The sequence below is a fragment of the Streptococcus mitis genome, assembly GCF_946190065.1.
Classification (GTDB): Bacteria; Bacillota; Bacilli; order Lactobacillales; family Streptococcaceae; genus Streptococcus; species Streptococcus mitis_DE.
On record NZ_CAMHZD010000005.1, the window covers coordinates 31,712 to 50,343 of the forward strand.

Below are 18,632 nucleotides of genomic sequence, written 5' to 3' on the forward strand. Positions count from 1 at the left end.
ATTATGCACAGGGAAAAGGGAGGAGTCAATCTGATTCAGTGCTTATTGTTTTGTAGCTTTTTTAATTGTTTCGTTAGCTTTTTCAGTGAAGGCTTTTAAAGCATCCGCTGGTTTTTGATCGCCATTTGAAACTGATTGCAACATTGGGAACCATAGAGTTCTCATTTCTGCAAAACCATCAATTGTATTGTAGTATGGTGAGTAGTATTTAGTCCAACCACTGATTGTTTCCATACGTTTATCTTCATAAAGTTTTCCAAATGAAGTACGAACTGGGAAGGCACCTGTACGAACAACGTCTTTTGGACCCCATTCTTTGTCATCCGCGATGAATTGAACGAATTTCTTAGATGCTGCAACTTTCTTGTCGTCTTTGTTGTTGAATACTGCAAATCCGTTTACAAGGTATTCAAGAGCTGGTTTACCTGAATCTGATGGGAATGGTACTTCTACCACTTCTACTTTACTTGCTTCCAAGAGTTTAGCTTGGATACCGTTTTGAGCTGGCGCCCAAAGGATTGTGTAAGATGTTTGACCGTTGGCAAAGTTTTGGATATCTGCTCCACCGTCAAATTGTGAACCGTTGTTCAACAAACCGTCTTTGATCCAGCTAGCTGCTTTTTCAAGACCTTTGACGAATTTAGGATCATCAGTTGTATATTTTGTTACATCTTTATCTGTTACAGAACCGCCGTAAAGGTTTGAGATGAAGGCACGTGTTCCTTGGTCTCCCCCTTGACCAGAACTGAACAATGAACCTGGTGTGTAGCCTTTGTCTTTAAGCGCTTTCAAAACTTTCTCAAAGTCGTCTGTTGTCCAACCTTCTTTTACAAGGTTCGCAACTCCAGCATCTTCCAACATTTTCTTGTTCATAGCCATGTAGAATGGTGCTGAACTGATTGGATACATGTAGGCTTTGTCTCCAGCCTTACTTGCTTTTACAATGTTTTCATTGTTGACATCTTTAACAAAGTCATCTGTGAAGAGGTCATTCAAGTCAGCCAATTTACCATTTTTACCATATTGGATGATACGTCCTGGTGCGTCAAAAAGTACGTCTGGAGCTGTTCCTGCTTCGATGGCTGTTGTGATTTTTTCAGGACCTGACTTGAAGTCGATGGTTTCCAATTTCACTTTTATATCTGGGTTTGCTTTTTCAAACGCTTCGATGATTGATTTTTCATAAGTTCCAACACCGTCACCAGTTTTTTCTTGGGTAAATACTGGGAATGCCCACCAAGTGATTTCTGTTTTGGCACCGTCACCACCTGATTTGGCAGCATCTTTACTTCCGCCAGAATTGCCACAAGCAGCAAGACCAAGAACCGCAGCACCCGCAAGTACTGTACAAGCTAATTTTCTAAATTTCATCTGTATTCTCCTATGTAATAAGCGTATCCATATTGGATAATGAGTAAGATTGTATTTGTATGCGTTTTCATTTCATCCGATGCATCCACCACTCTCCTCTGCTTTTTATTAAGTCAGTAAGTACTTATACTCTTCGAAAATCTCTTCAAACCATGCCAGCTTCGCCTTGGCGTACTCAAGTATAGCCTGCGCCTAGCTTCCCAGTTTGCTCTTTGATTTTCATTGAGTATTAATCATCTACACCTAAAATTTCATTAATACTATTTTTATATAAGATTGCTTTTGCTCCATATATTGCTTGAATACCACCCTTCACTTCTAAGACATCAACTGCACCAATTTGTTTTAAAAGTGCTTTATCAACTTGATGAACTTCTTTTACAGCTACACGTAAACGTGTCACACAAGCATCTACATCTTCTATATTATTTGATCCACCCAACGCTCTGATAATTTGTAGGCTATCCTGTTTTAAATGATCTGCAGTATTTGAAGTTGAATCTGTGGATTCAGAAATTTCTTTAGAATCTACTTCTTCTCCTCGTCCTGGCGTTAGAACGTTGAATTGAGTAATGAACCATCTAAAAACAATATAATACAGAACACTCCAAATAAGTCCAAATGGAATCTGAAGAACCCAATTCGTTTTAGCGTTCCCCTGCAAAATTCCAAATAAAGTAAAATCGATTACACCTCCTGAGAATGTGTTTCCTATTGAAATATTTAAGACGTCTGCAATAAAGAAGCTGACACCATCAAGGAATGCGTGTACAACATATAGAACCGGACTGACAAATAGAAACATAAATTCAATTGGTTCTGTAATACCGGTAATAAAAGATGTTAAAGCAACTCCAAAAAACAGACCCGCGTATTTTTTACGACGATTTTTAGGAACACTATGGTACATCGCTAAACAGGCAGCCGGTAAACCGAACATCATTGTTGAGAAACGACCTGCAAAAAACCTTGTTCCTTCTGTAAATAATCCAGAATGAGTCGGGTCGGCTAATTGAGCAAAAAATATTTTTTGAGCTCCAACCACTGTTTGTCCTGCAACAGTTTCAACACCACCAAGTTCAGTATACCAAAACATAGGGTAAATCATATGATGTAAGCCTACTGCTCCAGAAAGTCTCATTAAAAATCCATATAGAAAAGTTCCAATTGGACCCGCCTGAGAAATATATCCACCTGTAGAAACAAGAAGTTGTTGAAAAGGTGGCCAAATAACAAAGAAGACAAAGCCAATTAAGATAGAAGAGAACGATGTAACAATAGGAACGAAGCGTGAACCCCCAAAGAATCCTAAAGCGGAAGGTAATTGAATATTGTTATATCGATTGTGCAAATATACGGCAACTATTCCGACAACTAATGCTCCAATAACTCCAGTATCAATTGCAGATCCTTCTGCCATAAAAAGTTTTACCAGAGCTTTAATCGTTGCAGTCATAACTAAGTAACCAGTTACTCCTGCTAGCGCAGCGGTTCCTTTATCTCGTTTCGCTAAGCCAATACATAATCCCACACAGAGAAGTAGTGATAAATTACTGAATACAACCTCTCCTGCAGAGCTCATTACTTGGAATATTGATTGAAAAAAACTATTGTCTAGTATTGGATAAGTTGCTATCGTGGTTGGGTTTGAAAGTGCACCACCAATCCCCAAAAGTAGACCTGCTGCAGGAAGTATAGCTATAGGTAACATAAAAGCTTTTCCAACTTTTTGTAAAACTTTAAACATAAAATTCCCCCTTACATCTTATTTGAGACCAGCAACAAAGCGTTCTGTAATCTCTTTTGGTCTAGTAATAGCGCCACCAACAACAATACCTCGCACTCCATATCCTAGGATTTGTTTGGCTTGTTCTGGTGTATGAATTTTTCCTTCTGCAATGACATCTACACCAGCATCACAGAGTTTTTTGATCAATTCAAAATCGGGACCATCCACTTTAGGACTGTAAGATGTGTATCCTGATAAGGTTGTTCCGACAAAGTCAATTCCTGCTTCAACGGCTGCCAATCCTTCCTCGAAAGTACTTGTATCAGCCATCAAGAGCTGGTTAGGATATTTTTCCTTAACCTGACGAATGAACTCTTGAATCTCCAAACCATCATAGCGTTCACGCTTGGTACAATCCAGAGCAATGACCTCGATGTCCAGTTCTGCCAGTTCATCAACTTCTTTCATAGTAGCAGTGATGAAGGGTTCTTGCGGTGGATAATCTCGTTTTATTATCCCAATGATTGGAAGGTTTGTAACCTCCTTGATTTCCTTGATATCGCGAACACTATTTGCTCGGATACCGACTGCTCCACCTTGCTCAGCCGCTTTGACCAGCAATGGAATGACTCCTCCCGCTTCTGTATAGAGCGGTTCGTGAGGAAGGGCCTGACAAGAAACGATGATTCCATCTTTGATTTGTGCAATCAAAGCTTCTTTAGTAATCTGTGGCATCCTCTTTCCTCCTTTTCTTTGTTCTTATGAGTTCATTATATACCATTTGTTAAGCGCTTTCAATACTTTGTCATAGAATAGATTTCAGTTTCAAAAGTATTTTATAGAACAGCTGTTTCTGAAAGTAGTTTCAGATAACATAAATATCCGTACCTATTACTCAAAATTACGAATCTTATTATAAACTTCTATATCAATAAAACCAGTCTAGAATTCCCATCTTTTTACAGGACTCCAGACTGGTTTATTTTAGATTAACATAAAAGTTCAAAGAACAACTGAAGACAAATTAACTGTCTTTTCGCTTATAAGAAATCATTGCTCCAAGGAACATTCCTACAAAACCAAGCAAAACTGTTGTTATTGATTTATTCTCACCTGTATCTGGTAACTTAGCCTGTTCATTGTTACCTACTTTATTCTCTGATTGACTAAATCCTGAGTTCTCATTTGTAGATAACAATTTAGATGACAGTGAAAGTTCTTCAACCTTGTTATCTTCTGTAGGATTTTTAAATGGTAGATTGTCAATGGAGCGTCGGAAAGTCATCGCATAAATACTAGAATTGTTAATTTCAAAAATAATCTTTCCAACTTTTTGTTCGAATTCAATAGTATGTAGTTTTCCTTCTGGATCTACAGCATAAACATTCTCAACGGACTGATCTGTAGCAAAAGTAACAAGGACTTTTCCTTCAAGTTTAACATATCTTCCATTTACGTCCTTCAATTTGATATCAAATGCTTTGTAGTTTAATGAACTTAAATCACTAACTTGAACTTCTTGCATTTGAATACCTATCACATTTTTCAATACTTCTTCTGAAGCTTGAATTTGAATACTTCCTGTTTCATTTTTTAAAATACGTTGTGAACTAGCAATTCCTGTGATAACGTTCTTAGTTTCTGCTTCATCCTTACTGTCTTTATTATTTACTTGTTTATCAGTAGATTTCACTACTGAACTTCCTTCTCCTGAGGTTGATAATGGACCCATATATTCTGGGATTTCTAGTATCGGAGATTCAGTGAAAGGAACTCCGCCTGTGAAGTCATGCTGTTCAACTGTTGGAGCTGGAAAGTCTCCTAATGTGGATAGAACACCGCTATACTCTGGAACTTCTGTAACAAGTGAGTCGCCTCCGTTAACTCCGCCTGTGAAGTCATGCTGTTCAACTGTTGGAGCCGAGTCTTCTCCTGAGCTTGATAATGTATCACCCATATACTCTGGCTTAGCTACTGTAGGAGCTGGAGAATCTCCTAATGTGGATATAATACCGCTATACTCTGGAACTTCTGTAACAAGTGAGTCGCCTCCATTCACGCCACCTGTAAACTCTGGCTTAGAGACTGTAGGAGTCGCAAAGTCACCAGATGTACCTAAAATACCAGAATCTTCTTTTCCACTATCTTTTTTTGGATCTAATTTCCCAGCTAAATCCTTATCCGAATCCTTCTTAGAAGGTTCCACTTCTTTATCTTCCACATAGACAGGATCTTTTGGTTGACCCTCAATATAAGAACGAACCCAATCCAGCTGCTCTTTTGATAAAACCAAACCACCACTACGGCTTCCTACAACACCATTTTGGTGAACTCCAATTAAAGCACCTTTATCATTATAAAGACCACCACCAGACGCTCCAGGTTTCGTACCTCCATAGCTAATTCCCTCTATTCCAGAACCGAAGTCTGTAGTTCCTACTACTTTGCTATCTAAAACTGGACTTAGCTTGTTATCTGGAAAACCATAGACCGAAACTGAATCCCCCTCTGCAACTTTCGAAGATCGTTTTACAACCTCTACAGGAGTTACTCCTTTTACCTCTTCTTTTAATCGAACCAAAGCTAAGTCATTTTTAAATCCAAATACTGAATCTTTCTTATTCCAATAAACAATATCATCATCTGAAAAATTCACAGACAACCCATTCGGTAAAGTTGCTTTATACACTGTATTGGTACGACCAGATTTAGTAACTACCTCAGAACCTTTAACTGTTAAGAAATTATGAGCGACTGTTAACACCAAATTTGGTGCAATTAAAGTACCTGACCCCGACCCATCTGGCGTTTGAATATGCGTTGTAGCATAGAAATTTTCTGAGCCATTCGGAGCTTGTAATACCTCTTTACTAGGCACAGGTAAGTTCGATTTACCACTCAAATCAACCTTTCCAACTTCAGTTCTTGCAAAATCCGAAGAAGAGGTAGATGGAGGAGTTATCGAATCTACTACCGCTCTTATAATTGTATTACCTAAAGCTAACTTACTGACATAGTCATCAGACCAAGTAGTATCACTTGCTAGTTTGTTAATTGACACTCCGTTATAGGATACCACTTTAGCTGTTGGGGAAGTTGCTATTAACTGTTTGAAGTCTGGATTTTGTCTTAAATGAAAATTCAAGCCACTTCCAACGGGACCTTCCTGAACAACCTTATCTGAAATCAAGCGAGTTCCTTTAGTATCTTCCACTCGAAGTAGAACACGACCTTTTTCTTCACCTTTTACTAAAGTAGCTCGACCTTTTTCATCAAAACTATACAAAGCACCATCAATCTCAGATTCTACATCTTTTAAAGCTATATGATTTTCATCATAGTAGTAACGGTTTGCACCATCTATATACCAACCCTTTATACCATATTTATCAATCATAGAACGAATCCAAGCTCTGTGCTTGTCCGTAAAAATCGTACCACCCCCAATACGCTCACTCTCAGGGGCGCTTGAAGTATTGGTTCCGTGCTGGTGGATACCGACTACTTCTCCCTTATCATTAAACAAAGGAGCACCTGAAAAACCTCCTAAAGCTGAGGAGTGATAAGTGACTGCACCACTCTCTTTATTGACACTGCTCACAGTTGTTGAGACTGAATAAGCCTTACCATCTTTCAATCGAGCTTTATTTTCTTTACTTAAATTTGGAGTAGAAAAATCATTGGGATATCCGACCATAGTGATGCTATCACCCGTAGAAACCTCTTTATCACTCAACTCTCTTGGAGAGTCCTCACCTCCCGTCATAGCTTCTACAGGCTTTTTAGTAACTACTACCGCTAAGTCATTACCATATTCTTTACCAAAATTCTTCTCATCATACAAATGAATAGAGTCTTTTTCAAGAGACTCGGATACCCCTGATGTGGGTACTTTGTTACTCTTCTCTGTTTCTGAGTTCATCACAACATAACTACGAGCAGACTCCCCACCACGCAAGACCGCAGACTTATCCTCTTGGTTTTTATCATAGTAGTTATGAGCTACTGTTACCATCACATTCGGCGCTACAAAGACACCGCTACCTGATGCGGTTTGTTTTCCACTTGTTCCGCTATCATAAGTGGTATAAGTCATAGCAACACCTTCTGCAGATTTACTATGAACGTCCACATCGTGAATATCACTACCGCCTTGAATAACATCAGCAGAAACAACCCCGCCACCAATAATTGGTAACTCTGGTGCAGCTAAGCCAATCACTGCGGATAGTGTCAAACAACCAACCAAACCATAAGCTTTGGATTTACGAAATTTTCCCAAACCTTTTAAACATACAAACATGCATTACCTCACTTTAACTTTCAAAGTTAATTTATCCAAGTATATTCTAAAAAATAAAATATTACAGTTTCCATTAGCATAACACTCTCTACTTTGATTCTTACAATAAAAATAGCTATAGATTATTTTGTTGCTTTACAAATGCTATTTAAGTACTGTATCTCTAGGAATATAGTTTTTTATAAGATATTATCCTAATCAGAAAAACTAAGTTATACATAAACTTATATATAAATGTTCATTTGTAGCCAAACTGTATATTTTCTTATAAATTATAACATATTTCACAGACGCTTTCCAATGTATTGAAATAGCTTATACCCAACTAGATAGAAAATGAATTGTTTGACACCACAGCCCAGAAAAAAACTCATACTCAATAAAAATCAAAGAGCAAACTAGGAAGCTAGCCGCAGGCTACTCAAGACACTGTTTTGAGATTACAGATAAAGCTGACGTAGTTTGAAGAGATTTTCGAAGAGTATGAATTTCAAAGTATATATGAACTAGAATATTTGCTAACTAGATTCTGTACAAAAAGAGAGCTACTGGGCTCTCTCATTTATCATTTTACATACTTAAAAGGAATCTCACTACCACACAGCCAGTTGTAGACTTGATCATTAACAAATACATTCATGGCTTCGTGGGCATACTCAGGCATGATGCGATAGGCTTTATCGCAGGTCAGACGGTTGTAAATCGCAAATTGGGTAATAGGATAGCAAACATCGTCGTCCAAGCCCGTAATCATCTTAACCTCACCCTTGATACGATGGGCAAGATTTTTCACATCTATATAGTCCAGGGTCGACATGATTTCCTCCTCAGTTTCATGGAAGGGGTCGTGAAACTTGAAATAACGGAAAAGTTCGTCGTAAGCTTCACTGGTATTGCCAATCTCAAGCACTCGTCTGAAGTCTGACAAGAAAGGATAGATGGCAACAGTTTTCTGAATCCGAGGATTGAGCGCTGCCGCAACCAAGGCTAGAGCCCCTCCTTGTGAAGCACCATAGCTAGAAAGACGCTCCTCATCAACCTGAGGCAGACTAGCAACAATCTCGATCAACTGGTAAATATCCAGATAGACATCCTTATAAAAGAGATGCTCCCGACCTTCCACCGCACCACGGATAATATGTCCCTTAACCGTATTTCCTAAAGGAGAACGCAAACCGTCCTCTGAATAACCTGACTGACCCCGCACATCCATGGAAACAACACCGTAACCAGCCACGGTGAAGGCCAGCATGTCAGCCCAGTCCCAGCCACGTCCCATATAACCATGGAAATGGAAGATTATCGGAACCTTCTCCTCACTCTTTGGAAGAACAACACGTGCATAGATCTTACCTTTCTTGCTTCCTTCAAATGTTAACTCATAGCACTTGACTTGAGGAATGTGGAAATCTCTTTCCTCTAACTGATATGCTGGAAGTGTGGAAACTTTTTTTACTTCCCCATCCCAGAAAGCATCAAAGTCTTCTGGAACCTCATCCCTTCCTTTATAAGTCTTGATTTCTTCTAACAAAGCTGGATTTTTCATAACATGCTCCTTTAATTTTGTAATCGCTACCATCACTGTAGCATATCTAAGAAAGCAATGCAAGAAAGAAGGGTAAATAGAAAGTGAATTTAGATTTTCTTCCTTCAAGCCTATCGTCTGAAGGTAATCTTAAACTTCTAGTACTCAGTTTTACATATTATCCTTCACAGCTACTGCTACCATTTTGGCTTTGGCACGGACTTTAGTAGCTACTGTCATCTCCATAGAAATAATTTCTTTTCTTTCCCCTAATTCCTCCAGAGTAGAAATGACGACAATTTCATCGTCAATTGGACTAGGACTAAGGTAGTCAATCTCCAAGCGTGCAGTAATAAAACGTCCTATTAGAGTAGTTTCCGTCAGTTCTAACCCTTTTTGATGATGGGCAAACCAAGCTGCTGACGCCGTACCATGGCAATCAAAAATAGTCGCTATCATTCCTCCAAAGACATTTGATGGAACTCCGCCAGTATAAGCATTTTCAAGCTTTATCCGACTAATGCAACACTCCCCATCTAGACTTGGATAGGTTTTTAAATGTAAACCCAAATCATTCTTTGGGCCGCAACCCCAACAATGCTGGAATCGTTCTCCATACCTATCCTGGATTGCAATCGTTCTAGTTTCTAACATTCTTTTCACTCCTCCTTATTCAGATGGGGGCATTATATCAAGTTTCCGTCAAAGAGTAAATAGAATTGAAGACTAATATCTTTTTATCACTTGACTAAGTTTGATTTATAGCCGATTATTTCATAAAAATAAAAAAGAGCATTTCGCTCTTTCTGCTTCTATTCAATCTTAGTTTTTTGCTTCTTTCTTTTGGAAAGTGGTTTGGTAATTTACTTTAATCGTTACTGTCATGTGAGAGTCCTCGTTTCTTTTTGATGACTCTAGTATAAGGTCCAAACCTGAAATCTAGCTTAAGATTTCCTTAGAGAAAGCTTAATCTAGATGTTCTTTCTTTTCCAAATGAAGGGCAATCATGCGCCACTCTGGATCCTCTTGCCAACCTTCTATGGAACTAATGTAGCTAGCAACTTTTCTGGCTTCTTCTAAAATCGGAAAGTCTTCGATAATATCAGCCACTTGGAACTCTGGGAGACCTGACTGTCTGGTTCCAAAAATCTCACCCGATCCGCGCATTTTCAAATCTTCCTCCGCAAGGACAAATCCATTGGTGGTTTCTGTCATGATGCGCATGCGGTCTTTCCCAGAATCGGTCTTGGGATTAGCAACGAGAACTGCATAGGACTGCTTATCTCCCCGACCGACACGACCTCTGAGCTGGTGAAGCTGGCTGAGTCCAAAGCGATCGGCATCCATGATAATCATGACAGTCGCATTGGGAACGTTAACCCCGACCTCAATAACCGTTGTCGAAACCAGAATATCCGTTTTTCTCTCTTTGAAATCCTGCATGATCTGGTCTTTTTCGTCACTCTTCATCTTACCATGTAGAAGAGCCACTTCTGCCTTACCTGCAAAATGAGCTGTCAACTCTTCTGATAAAGCAATGGCATTTTTCAGATCCAGAGCTTCTGATTCTTCAATCAAGGGAGAGATGACGTAGGCTTGGGAACCTTTTTGAATTTCTCCCTCTAACCAAGACAAAACCTGAGATAGTTGCTCATGTTTGATCCAACGCGTCACAATAGGCTTCCGTCCTGCTGGCATCTGGTCGATAATGGAAACATCCATATCTCCAAAAGCTGTGATGGCCAGCGTCCGTGGAATGGGAGTCGCCGTCATCATAAGGACGTCAGGATTGTCGCCTTTTTCCCGTAAAATACGCCTTTGCCCCACGCCAAAACGGTGCTGCTCATCGATAATAATCAAGCCAAGGCGAGCATAATCCACCCCATCCTGAATTAGAGCGTGAGTTCCGATAATCAAATCAGCCTCACCCTTGGCAATAGTCTCTAAGACTTCTCTCTTTTCTGCAGCTTTCAAAGAACCTGTCAAGAGAGCCAGTTTCAAATCTGGAAAGAGACTCTGTAAACTCTCAAAGTGTTGCTCTGCAAGGATTTCTGTCGGCACCATGAGGGCAGACTGATAACCAGCTGTCACCGCCGCAAACATGGCCAAGCCAGCGACCACCGTTTTTCCACTCCCCACATCTCCTTGCAAGAGACGATTCATGTGATGGTCAGACTTCATATCAGTTAAAATTTCCTGTAAACTCTTTTCCTGAGCTGGAGTTAGGGCAAAAGGAAGTCTTGATTTAACGGCTGTCACTTTTTCCTGAGACCAGTTCAGAATCAGGCCGCTTCCCTGAACTCTATTTTCAGACTTGAGCGTCTGTAACTGCATTTGGAAATAAAAGAGTTCCTCAAATTTGATACGGCGAAGAGCCTGCTTGTATTCTGCCAAATCCTTAGGAAAATGCATAGCACGAACAGCCTGACAACGGGACATGAGTTTGTATTTATCCAGCAAGGACTGGGGCAGATTTTCCTCAATCAAGAGGTCCAGTCCCTGATCAAAGGCTGTCTTGATAACCTTGACCAGACTGGCCTGACTGATTCCCTGAGCCAGACGATAAACAGGTTGGAGGTCATCTTCCACCTGAACCAGGACCTTCATCCCAGTCAGACTAGCCTTGGCGCGGTCCCATTTTCCAAAGACAGCAAGGGTTGCTCCCAACTCTATCTTATCAGATAGGTAGGGTTGGTTAAAGAAGTTCACCGCAAAAACGACTTCTCCCTGCTTGAGGCTAAAGCGCAGACGATTGCGCTTGAAACCATAATACTGGACACTGGCAGGAGTCACGACTTGACCAGACAGGACTGCCTTTTCACCGTCTTCCAGTTCTAGGACTTGCTTGGTCTTAAAATCTTCGTAACGGAAAGGAAAGTAGAGCAAGAGGTCTTGCAAGTTTTCAATTCCTAGTTTGGCGTATTTTTCTGCTGACTTTGGTCCCACACCAGGTAAGACATGCAAGGGTTGATGTAGATTCATGCTCCACTCCTTTCTTTTCTAATAATATTCTCTCGGAATGCGGTCGCTGAGGAGACAAACCACCTCGTAGTTAATGGTTCCACGGTAGGTCGCTACCTGAGTAGCTGTGATTTCCTTGTCCCCGCTGGAACCAATCAAGGTCACCTTTGTTCCTAGCGGATAAAGCTTAGGCAGACGAATAGTGATTTGGTCCATAGAAACCCGACCGACGATTGGGCAAGCTTGCCCATCTACCAAGACAGCGAAATTTTGCATGTCTCGTGTCCATCCATCCGCATAGCCGATTGGCACGGTCGCGATGACTTGCTCGCTATCCGCTTGATAAGTTGCTCCATATCCCATGCAAGCTCCAGCTGAAACTGTCTTGACATGAACCAGAGCAGACTCCAAGGTCAAGGCTGGTTTCAAGTCATAGGGTAAGTCCAAAACCTCTCCGCTAGGATTCAGGCCATATATGGCATCTCCCATACGAACTGCATTGAAAATAGTCTCTGCATGCCAAAGAGTCGTTGCAGAATTGCTAGCATGAACCAGCTCTGGAAGACCTTTCATACCGGCCAAAATAGTTTTAAACCGTTCTAACTGGGCATTAAAGTAGTCATCTGATTTTTCGTCTGCAGTAGCAAAGTGGGTAAAAATCCCTTCAACACGAGCACCATGTTGTTGGAGCAAGTCTTGAGCCTGATCAGCTTCACTAGCCTCTCTAAAACCAATCCGTCCCATTCCTGAATCAATCTTGAGGTGAACTGTCAATCCAGTTAGGTCCGCTTCCTTATCTAAGAGTGCTTGGATCCACTCCAACCCAGCCACTGTCAAGGTGATGTCGTATTCTTTAGCAAGAGAAACAGCTTCGATTTCAGAAACTCCTAAAATGAGGATTGGCTTACTGAGCCCAGCCTGTCTAAGTTCAATGGCTTCATCAATATTGGAAACACAAAAACCATCAACATCATCTTGAATCGCCTTGGCAACAGCGACTGCTCCATGTCCATAAGCATTAGCCTTGACTACTGCAAATTTGAGCGTTCCTTGAGGGATATGAGCCCCCATTTGCTGAATATTTTGTCGAATAGCTCCCAGATGAATCAGAGCTTTGGTTGGTCTATGTGGACTAGCTTTCATGATTTTCCTCCAAAATGACACTGGCTGTCACAAACTGATCTGTGTGGCTGATAGACAGCCAAATCTTTCCTGAAAATGGTGACTGACTAAAATAAGGCGCCCCGCGTTCATTGTTCAAGACTTCTAAATCCTGAAAACCGAGCTTTCCAATACCAGATCCCATAGCCTTGGAAAAGGCCTCTTTAGCCGACCAGCGACCAGCTAAATATTCGATTTGTCTGCGCCCTTTAAGACTGTTAAACCGTTCCATTTCCTTAGCTGTCAGCACGCGCTTAGCAAATTCTTCATGTCGTGTAACTGCGCGTTCTATCGAAGCCAATTCTTCGATGTCAATTCCGTGTCCAACTATCATTCTCATCAAAAGGAGTTGAGATTCCCCAACTCCATCCTTTTCACTTATTTTGTCAAGGTAGCATAAATCTCTTCTACCAAGGTCTCTGTATTTTCCCAACCTAGGCAAGGATCAGTAATAGAACAACCAAAGACCTCTGGTTGGTTTTGACGACCATCTGCTAGGTAAGATTCAATCATAAAGCCTCGAACCGTCTTTTTAATCTTCTCATTCCAATCACGATTTTGCAAAGTCTGGCGAACAATTCGAATCTGTTCCATATATTGCTTGCCTGAGTTATCATGGTTGGTGTCGATGAGGATAAAAGGATTTTCAAGTCCCATTGCCTCATAACGTTCAATGGCATTTAGCAAGGTTTCATAGTAAAAGTTAGGCTCATTTTTCCCATATTCATTAACTGCACCACGAAGGATGACATGGGCCAGGGGATTACCTGAAGTCTCAACTTCTTGGCCATGGAAGAGGAAGGTTTGTTTGTTTTGAGCGGCATAGATGCCGTTAAACATAACCCCAAGATTTCCAGAGGTTGGATTTTTCATCCCTACTGGTGCATCAATTCCTGAAGCCACAAAACGGTGCTCTTGGTCTTCCACAGAACGAGCCCCAACAGCATGGTAGCTGACCAAATCATCTACCAAGACAAGATTTGACGGATAAAGCATCTCATCTGCCGTTGTCAAACCAGTCTCTGTAATCACGCGGTAATGTAACTGGCGTACAGCCTGCAAGCCGTTAATCAGGCTTGGAGCCTTAGAGGTATCTGGTTGGTGAACCAAACCTTTATAGCCGTCTCCGTTAGTACGAGGTTTAGCAGTATAAACACGCATAACCATGAAAATCTTGTCCGCCACCTTCTTCTGCAAGGCGGATAAACGGCGGGCATATTCCAAGACAGCCTCTTCATTATCAGAAGAGCAAGGACCAATCACCAAAAGGATACGGTCATCTTCTCCTGAAATAATGTCTGCCAATTCTCTATCACGGCGCTCCTTTAGTCGCAAGGCTTCCGCAGACAATTGGGTTTCCGCCTTGATTGCTTCAATATCGATTTCTTGACCTTTTTCAATAAATGCCATCTTATTCTCCTAGCGTTTGGTAGATTTCTCTGACAAGGGCTTCCGTATTCTCCCAGCCAAGGCAAGGGTCTGTGATAGACTTGCCAAATACTTCCGGTTCGTTTTGACGGCCGTCTTCTAGATAAGACTCAATCATAAAGCCACGAACGTACTGCTTGATTTTTTCATTCCAATCACGATTAATCAAGGTCTGGCGGACGATTCGAATCTGGTCCATATATTGCTTACCAGAGTTGTCATGATTGGTATCGACGATGATAAAAGGATTTTCCAAGCCCATTTTCTCATACTGGGCAATGGTATCCATCAAATTATCATAGTAGTAGTTAGGAATATTCTTACCATACTCATTAATTGCTCCACGAAGAATGGCGTGCGAAAGAGGATTACCAGTTGTTTCCACTTCTTTTCCTAGGAAAAGGAAGCTTTGTTTATTTTGAGCGGCATAAATTCCATTAAACATAACATTGAGATTTCCAGAGGTTGGATTTTTAAACCCAGTCGCAAAATCTGCCCCACTTGCCACAAATCGATGTTGCTGGTCTTCAACCGAACGGGCACCAACCGCCATGTAAGAAATCAAATCATCCACAAGCGGTAGATTTTCAGGATAAAGCATTTCATCAGCTGTTGTCATACCTGTTTCTGTGATAACACGATAATGAAGATGGCGAACGGCTTTGATTCCATTGATAAGACTAGGCGCTTCTGTCGCATTAGGCTGGTGAATCAAGCCCTTATAGCCATCTCCGTTAGTACGAGGTTTGGCAGTGTAAACACGCATAACCATAAAGATACGGTCTGCCACTTCTTCTTGCAAAGCTGCCAAACGTTTAGCGTACTCAAGGACAGCTTCTTCATTATCAGATGAGCATGGCCCGATTACCAAAAGAATCCGCTGGTCTTCTCCACGTATAATGGCTTCTAGCTCTTGATCGCGCTGTGATTTTATCTCCAAAGCTTGGCCTTCTAATTTTGATAAGGCACGAACTTCTTCAATATTAATTTTAGGACTTTTTGCTGTAAATACCATAACTCATCTCCTTATATAGCAAACGGATACCAAGTAAAAATTTATACTCTTCGAAAATCAAATTCAAACCACGTCAGCTTCGCCTTGCCGTACTCAAGTACAGCCTTCGGGTCGCTTCCTAGTTTGCTCTTTGATTTTCATTGAGTATTACATTTCACAAGGTATCCGCCTCTAAACTATCTCATTTTATTGTCTTTTACCGTGACAGTTTTTAAACTTCTTACCAGAACCACATGGGCAAAGTTCATTCCGTCCAATCTGACTCAAATCCAGATTTTCAGGCATATTTGCTTGGTGTGCAGCGATATTACGAGTCGCTGTTGTACTGATATGGTGTTCTGCTTGTGGTCTTTCTTGTTCATGAATTTGGGCTTTCATCATCAAGCGTGTCACATCAAACTCAATCGAACCAATCATGTCATTAAACATACGGAAACCTTCTGCCTGATACTCAACAACAGGGTTGTTCTGAGCATAGCCACGAAGTCCAACCGCGTTACGCAATTGATCAAGGGCATCGATATGATCTGTCCACTTGTTATCCACCACTCGTAGAATCAAGACTTTTTGGAATTCTTTAACTGCTTCTTCATCGCGTAGTTTTGAAACCTGACTATCGTAAACCTTCAAGGCACGTTGGAAGAGCTCTTCCTTGATGGCCTTATCAGACAAGCCTGACAAGTCTTCCATCGTGATAGAATCTTCTGGAAGCAAGTTGTACTTAGCAAAGTTCAAAATTGCCTCTAGTTTTTCATCTTGTTTGGCACGCGCATGACCATCAACGACACGACCAATCGTACGTTTGATCATAGCCTGAATTTCAGGTGCCAAGTCACGATCTGCAGTGATGACATCGTAACGTTGAGCATAGATAATCTCACGTTGTTCACGCATGACGTCATCGTATTGAAGGACTTGTTTACGGGTATCGTAGTTATTTCCTTCGACACGTTTTTGCGCTGCTTCAACCTGACGTGTCAACATACGAGACTCAATGGCCTCTTCAGACATGTTGAGACGTTCAAAGATTCCCTTCAAGCGTTCAGAACCAAAACGTTTCATCAAGTCATCTTCAAGAGATAGGTAGAATTGTGACTCACCTGGGTCTCCTTGACGACCTGAACGTCCACGAAGCTGATTATCGATACGACGGCTTTCATGGCGTTCTGTACCAATCACACAAAGTCCACCCAATTCGCGAACTCCTTCACCAAGCTTGATGTCGGTACCACGACCGGCCATGTTAGTTGCGATAGTAACAGCACCACGTTGACCAGCATTCATGATGATTTGGGCTTCTTTATAGTGGTTTTTAGCATTTAAGACTTCGTGAGGAACGCCAGCTGCGACCAATTTCTTAGAAATGTAATCACTGGTTTCAACCGCTACTGTACCAACCAAGACAGGCTGACCTTTTTGGTAACGAGCCTTAACGTCTTCGACAACCGCCTTAAACTTAGCCTCGATACTTGCATAAAGAAGGTCTGAGTGGTCAATACGTTGAACAGGACGGTTTGTTGGGATTGGAATAACACGAATGTTGTAGATTTCACGGAATTCTTCTTCCTCAGTCTTACCTGTACCTGTCATACCAGACAATTTCTTGTACATACGGAAAAGGTTTTGGTAAGTGATTGAGGCAGATGTCTTGGTTTCATCTTGGATTGGAACACCTTCTTTGGCTTCAATGGCTTGGTGCAATCCATCAGAATAACGACGACCTTCCATGGTACGACCTGTAAATTGGTCGACGATCAAGATTTCTTGCTCTTCGCTCACCACATAGTCAATATCGAGAAGCATGATGTAGTTGGCACGAAGGGCGTTATCGATAAAGTGAGTCAAAGCTACGTTTTCGATGTCATAAAGGTTTTCAAGCTTGAAGTAGCTTTCAGCCTTGTCAATCCCTGAATCAGACAAACCAATAGTCTTAGACTGCACATCAATGATGTAGTCGTCTTTGTCCAACGATTTTACATAGTGGTCTGCCATGTGGTAGAGCTGACTAGTTTCAACCGCATTAGCACCTGATACAATCAAAGGTGTACGGGCCTCGTCAATCAAGATTGAGTCAACCTCATCGACCAAGGCATAGTTAAGCGGACGTTGTACCATGTTTTCAGCGCGAACGACCATGTTATCACGAAGGTAGTCAAATCCGATTTCTGAGTTGGTTGAGTAGGTAATATCACACTCATAGGCTTCTTTTTTCTCCATTGGAGATTTGGCAGCCAAGTTAATCCCTACTGACAAACCTAGCCATGAGTACAATTCACCCATCTCAGTCGCGTCACGTTCTGATAGATATTCATTAACCGTAACTACGTGAACCCCTTTACCTGAAAGAGCATTGAGGTATACCGGCATAGTCGCAGTCAAAGTTTTCCCTTCCCCTGTACGCATTTCTGGCACGTCACCATGGTGAAGAACGATTCCCCCCATAACCTGAACCTTATATGGGAAGAGACCTAGGACACGTTTGGCACCTTCACGGACAACCGCAAATGCTTCATAAAGCAATGAATCTAGTGATTCTCCATTTTGATAACGTTCTTTAAATTCAACTGTTTTTGCTTTTAGTTGGTCGTCAGTCAAAGCAGCCATTTGGTCTTCGTATTTGAAAACCTTGTCGGCCATCTTTTCCAGACGACGGATTTCTCCTTTATCATTTTCGATAATTGTTTTTAAAATATTAGCCATGTTTTTCCTTACTTTAAATTCCGAATATTTTAGAATGTTCTTTTAATTTTAGCACAATTACTGATTATTTTCAAGGAAGAATCCCCATTTTGAAAAGGAAAAAGAGGCTAGTTCCCAAGCTAACCTCTCTGATTTTTATGAGACTTTAATTGCCAAAAATCGGCAAAATGGCAAATAGGATAAATAAGTTAATCCAAAGAGAAAGACAGCAGATCAATCCAAAAACAAAGAGACTGACTTTCTTGGACAGCAAAGCCATCAAAATGGACAGAATGCCAAAAACTAGCAAGACTTTCTGTATGCTGAAGAGGTCAATCTTCCCCCCCAGAATCGGACTGCCCCAAGGAAGAAAGAAGAAAGCAATCCAGATCAACAGAACTAAACCAATATAGACCTTAGAATAGCGTGTAATAAATGATTTTAGATGTGCCATAAGCTA

Annotated in this window: 13 protein-coding genes; all 13 read right to left on the minus strand. The window is 41.1% G+C overall.

Annotation, left to right across the window (positions count from 1 at the left end):
• Positions 1-42: 42 nt before the first annotated feature.
• The 13 genes from OCF96_RS03415 to OCF96_RS03475 all read right to left on the minus strand — a co-directional run bounded on the left by OCF96_RS03415 (position 43) and on the right by OCF96_RS03475 (position 18,626).
• Entirely contained in the window at positions 43-1,371 is a 1,329-nt protein-coding gene (locus OCF96_RS03415) for an ABC transporter substrate-binding protein (protein WP_000672120.1), read from the minus strand.
• A gap of 229 nt (positions 1,372-1,600) precedes the next feature.
• The gene (locus OCF96_RS03420) at positions 1,601-3,118 is read right to left on the minus strand and encodes a PTS transporter subunit EIIC (protein ID WP_000477437.1); all 1,518 of its coding nucleotides are present in this window, start codon (positions 3,116-3,118) and stop codon (positions 1,601-1,603) included.
• A gap of 18 nt (positions 3,119-3,136) precedes the next feature.
• Positions 3,137-3,835 carry an N-acetylmannosamine-6-phosphate 2-epimerase gene (locus OCF96_RS03425; RefSeq protein ID WP_001135679.1) on the minus strand — a complete coding sequence of 233 codons (699 nt, stop codon included), beginning with the start codon at positions 3,833-3,835 and terminating at the stop codon, positions 3,137-3,139.
• Between the two features lie 289 nt (positions 3,836-4,124).
• Positions 4,125-7,403, minus strand: a complete 3,279-nt coding sequence (locus OCF96_RS03430) for an SIALI-17 repeat-containing surface protein (protein WP_261446411.1) — start codon at positions 7,401-7,403, stop codon at positions 4,125-4,127.
• A gap of 565 nt (positions 7,404-7,968) precedes the next feature.
• A complete protein-coding gene (locus tag OCF96_RS03435; RefSeq protein ID WP_261446412.1) occupies positions 7,969-8,949 on the minus strand; it encodes an acetylxylan esterase in 981 nt (326 codons plus the stop codon).
• A 150-nt stretch (positions 8,950-9,099) separates the two neighbouring features.
• A complete protein-coding gene (locus OCF96_RS03440) occupies positions 9,100-9,582 on the minus strand; it encodes a hotdog domain-containing protein (protein ID WP_261446413.1) in 483 nt (160 codons plus the stop codon).
• 312 nt (positions 9,583-9,894) lie between these two features.
• Positions 9,895-11,910, minus strand: a complete 2,016-nt coding sequence (gene recG, locus OCF96_RS03445; protein WP_261446414.1) for an ATP-dependent DNA helicase RecG — start codon at positions 11,908-11,910, stop codon at positions 9,895-9,897.
• Positions 11,911-11,928: 18 nt separating this feature from the next.
• Positions 11,929-13,032, minus strand: a complete 1,104-nt coding sequence (alr, locus tag OCF96_RS03450) for an alanine racemase (protein WP_261446415.1) — start codon at positions 13,030-13,032, stop codon at positions 11,929-11,931.
• The gene (gene acpS / locus OCF96_RS03455) at positions 13,022-13,384 is read right to left on the minus strand and encodes a holo-ACP synthase (RefSeq protein ID WP_261446474.1); all 363 of its coding nucleotides are present in this window, start codon (positions 13,382-13,384) and stop codon (positions 13,022-13,024) included. The genes alr and acpS overlap by 11 nt, the downstream gene beginning before the upstream one ends.
• Positions 13,385-13,428: 44 nt before the next feature.
• On the minus strand, positions 13,429-14,460 hold the full coding sequence (locus OCF96_RS03460) for a 3-deoxy-7-phosphoheptulonate synthase (protein WP_033679822.1): 1,032 nt from the start codon (positions 14,458-14,460) through the stop codon (positions 13,429-13,431).
• A 1-nt stretch (position 14,461) separates the two neighbouring features.
• Entirely contained in the window at positions 14,462-15,493 is a 1,032-nt protein-coding gene (locus OCF96_RS03465; RefSeq protein WP_261446416.1) for a 3-deoxy-7-phosphoheptulonate synthase, read from the minus strand.
• Between the two features lie 186 nt (positions 15,494-15,679).
• Complete coding sequence (gene secA, locus OCF96_RS03470; protein ID WP_033676535.1) at positions 15,680-18,193, minus strand: preprotein translocase subunit SecA; 2,514 nt, start codon at positions 18,191-18,193, stop codon at positions 15,680-15,682.
• A 145-nt stretch (positions 18,194-18,338) separates the two neighbouring features.
• Positions 18,339-18,626, minus strand: a complete 288-nt coding sequence (locus tag OCF96_RS03475) for a hypothetical protein (RefSeq protein WP_050079664.1) — start codon at positions 18,624-18,626, stop codon at positions 18,339-18,341.
• Positions 18,627-18,632 lie beyond the last annotated feature (6 nt).

Excerpts from the sequence above, each read along its gene's own strand:
- OCF96_RS03415 (WP_000672120.1), bottom strand. The coding sequence starts at position 1,371 with ATGAAATTTAGAAAATTAGCTTGTACAGTACTTGCGGGTGCTGCGGTT.
- OCF96_RS03420 (WP_000477437.1), bottom strand. The coding sequence starts at position 3,118 with ATGTTTAAAGTTTTACAAAAAGTTGGAAAAGCTTTTATGTTACCTATA.
- OCF96_RS03425 (WP_001135679.1), bottom strand. The coding sequence starts at position 3,835 with ATGCCACAGATTACTAAAGAAGCTTTGATTGCACAAATCAAAGATGGA.
- OCF96_RS03430 (WP_261446411.1), bottom strand. The coding sequence starts at position 7,403 with ATGTTTGTATGTTTAAAAGGTTTGGGAAAATTTCGTAAATCCAAAGCT.
- OCF96_RS03435 (WP_261446412.1), bottom strand. The coding sequence starts at position 8,949 with ATGAAAAATCCAGCTTTGTTAGAAGAAATCAAGACTTATAAAGGAAGG.
- OCF96_RS03440 (WP_261446413.1), bottom strand. The coding sequence starts at position 9,582 with ATGTTAGAAACTAGAACGATTGCAATCCAGGATAGGTATGGAGAACGA.
- recG (WP_261446414.1), bottom strand. The coding sequence starts at position 11,910 with ATGAATCTACATCAACCCTTGCATGTCTTACCTGGTGTGGGACCAAAG.
- alr (WP_261446415.1), bottom strand. The coding sequence starts at position 13,032 with ATGAAAGCTAGTCCACATAGACCAACCAAAGCTCTGATTCATCTGGGA.
- acpS (WP_261446474.1), bottom strand. The coding sequence starts at position 13,384 with ATGATAGTTGGACACGGAATTGACATCGAAGAATTGGCTTCGATAGAA.
- OCF96_RS03460 (WP_033679822.1), bottom strand. The coding sequence starts at position 14,460 with ATGGCATTTATTGAAAAAGGTCAAGAAATCGATATTGAAGCAATCAAG.
- OCF96_RS03465 (WP_261446416.1), bottom strand. The coding sequence starts at position 15,493 with ATGGTATTTACAGCAAAAAGTCCTAAAATTAATATTGAAGAAGTTCGT.
- secA (WP_033676535.1), bottom strand. The coding sequence starts at position 18,193 with ATGGCTAATATTTTAAAAACAATTATCGAAAATGATAAAGGAGAAATC.
- OCF96_RS03475 (WP_050079664.1), bottom strand. The coding sequence starts at position 18,626 with ATGGCACATCTAAAATCATTTATTACACGCTATTCTAAGGTCTATATT.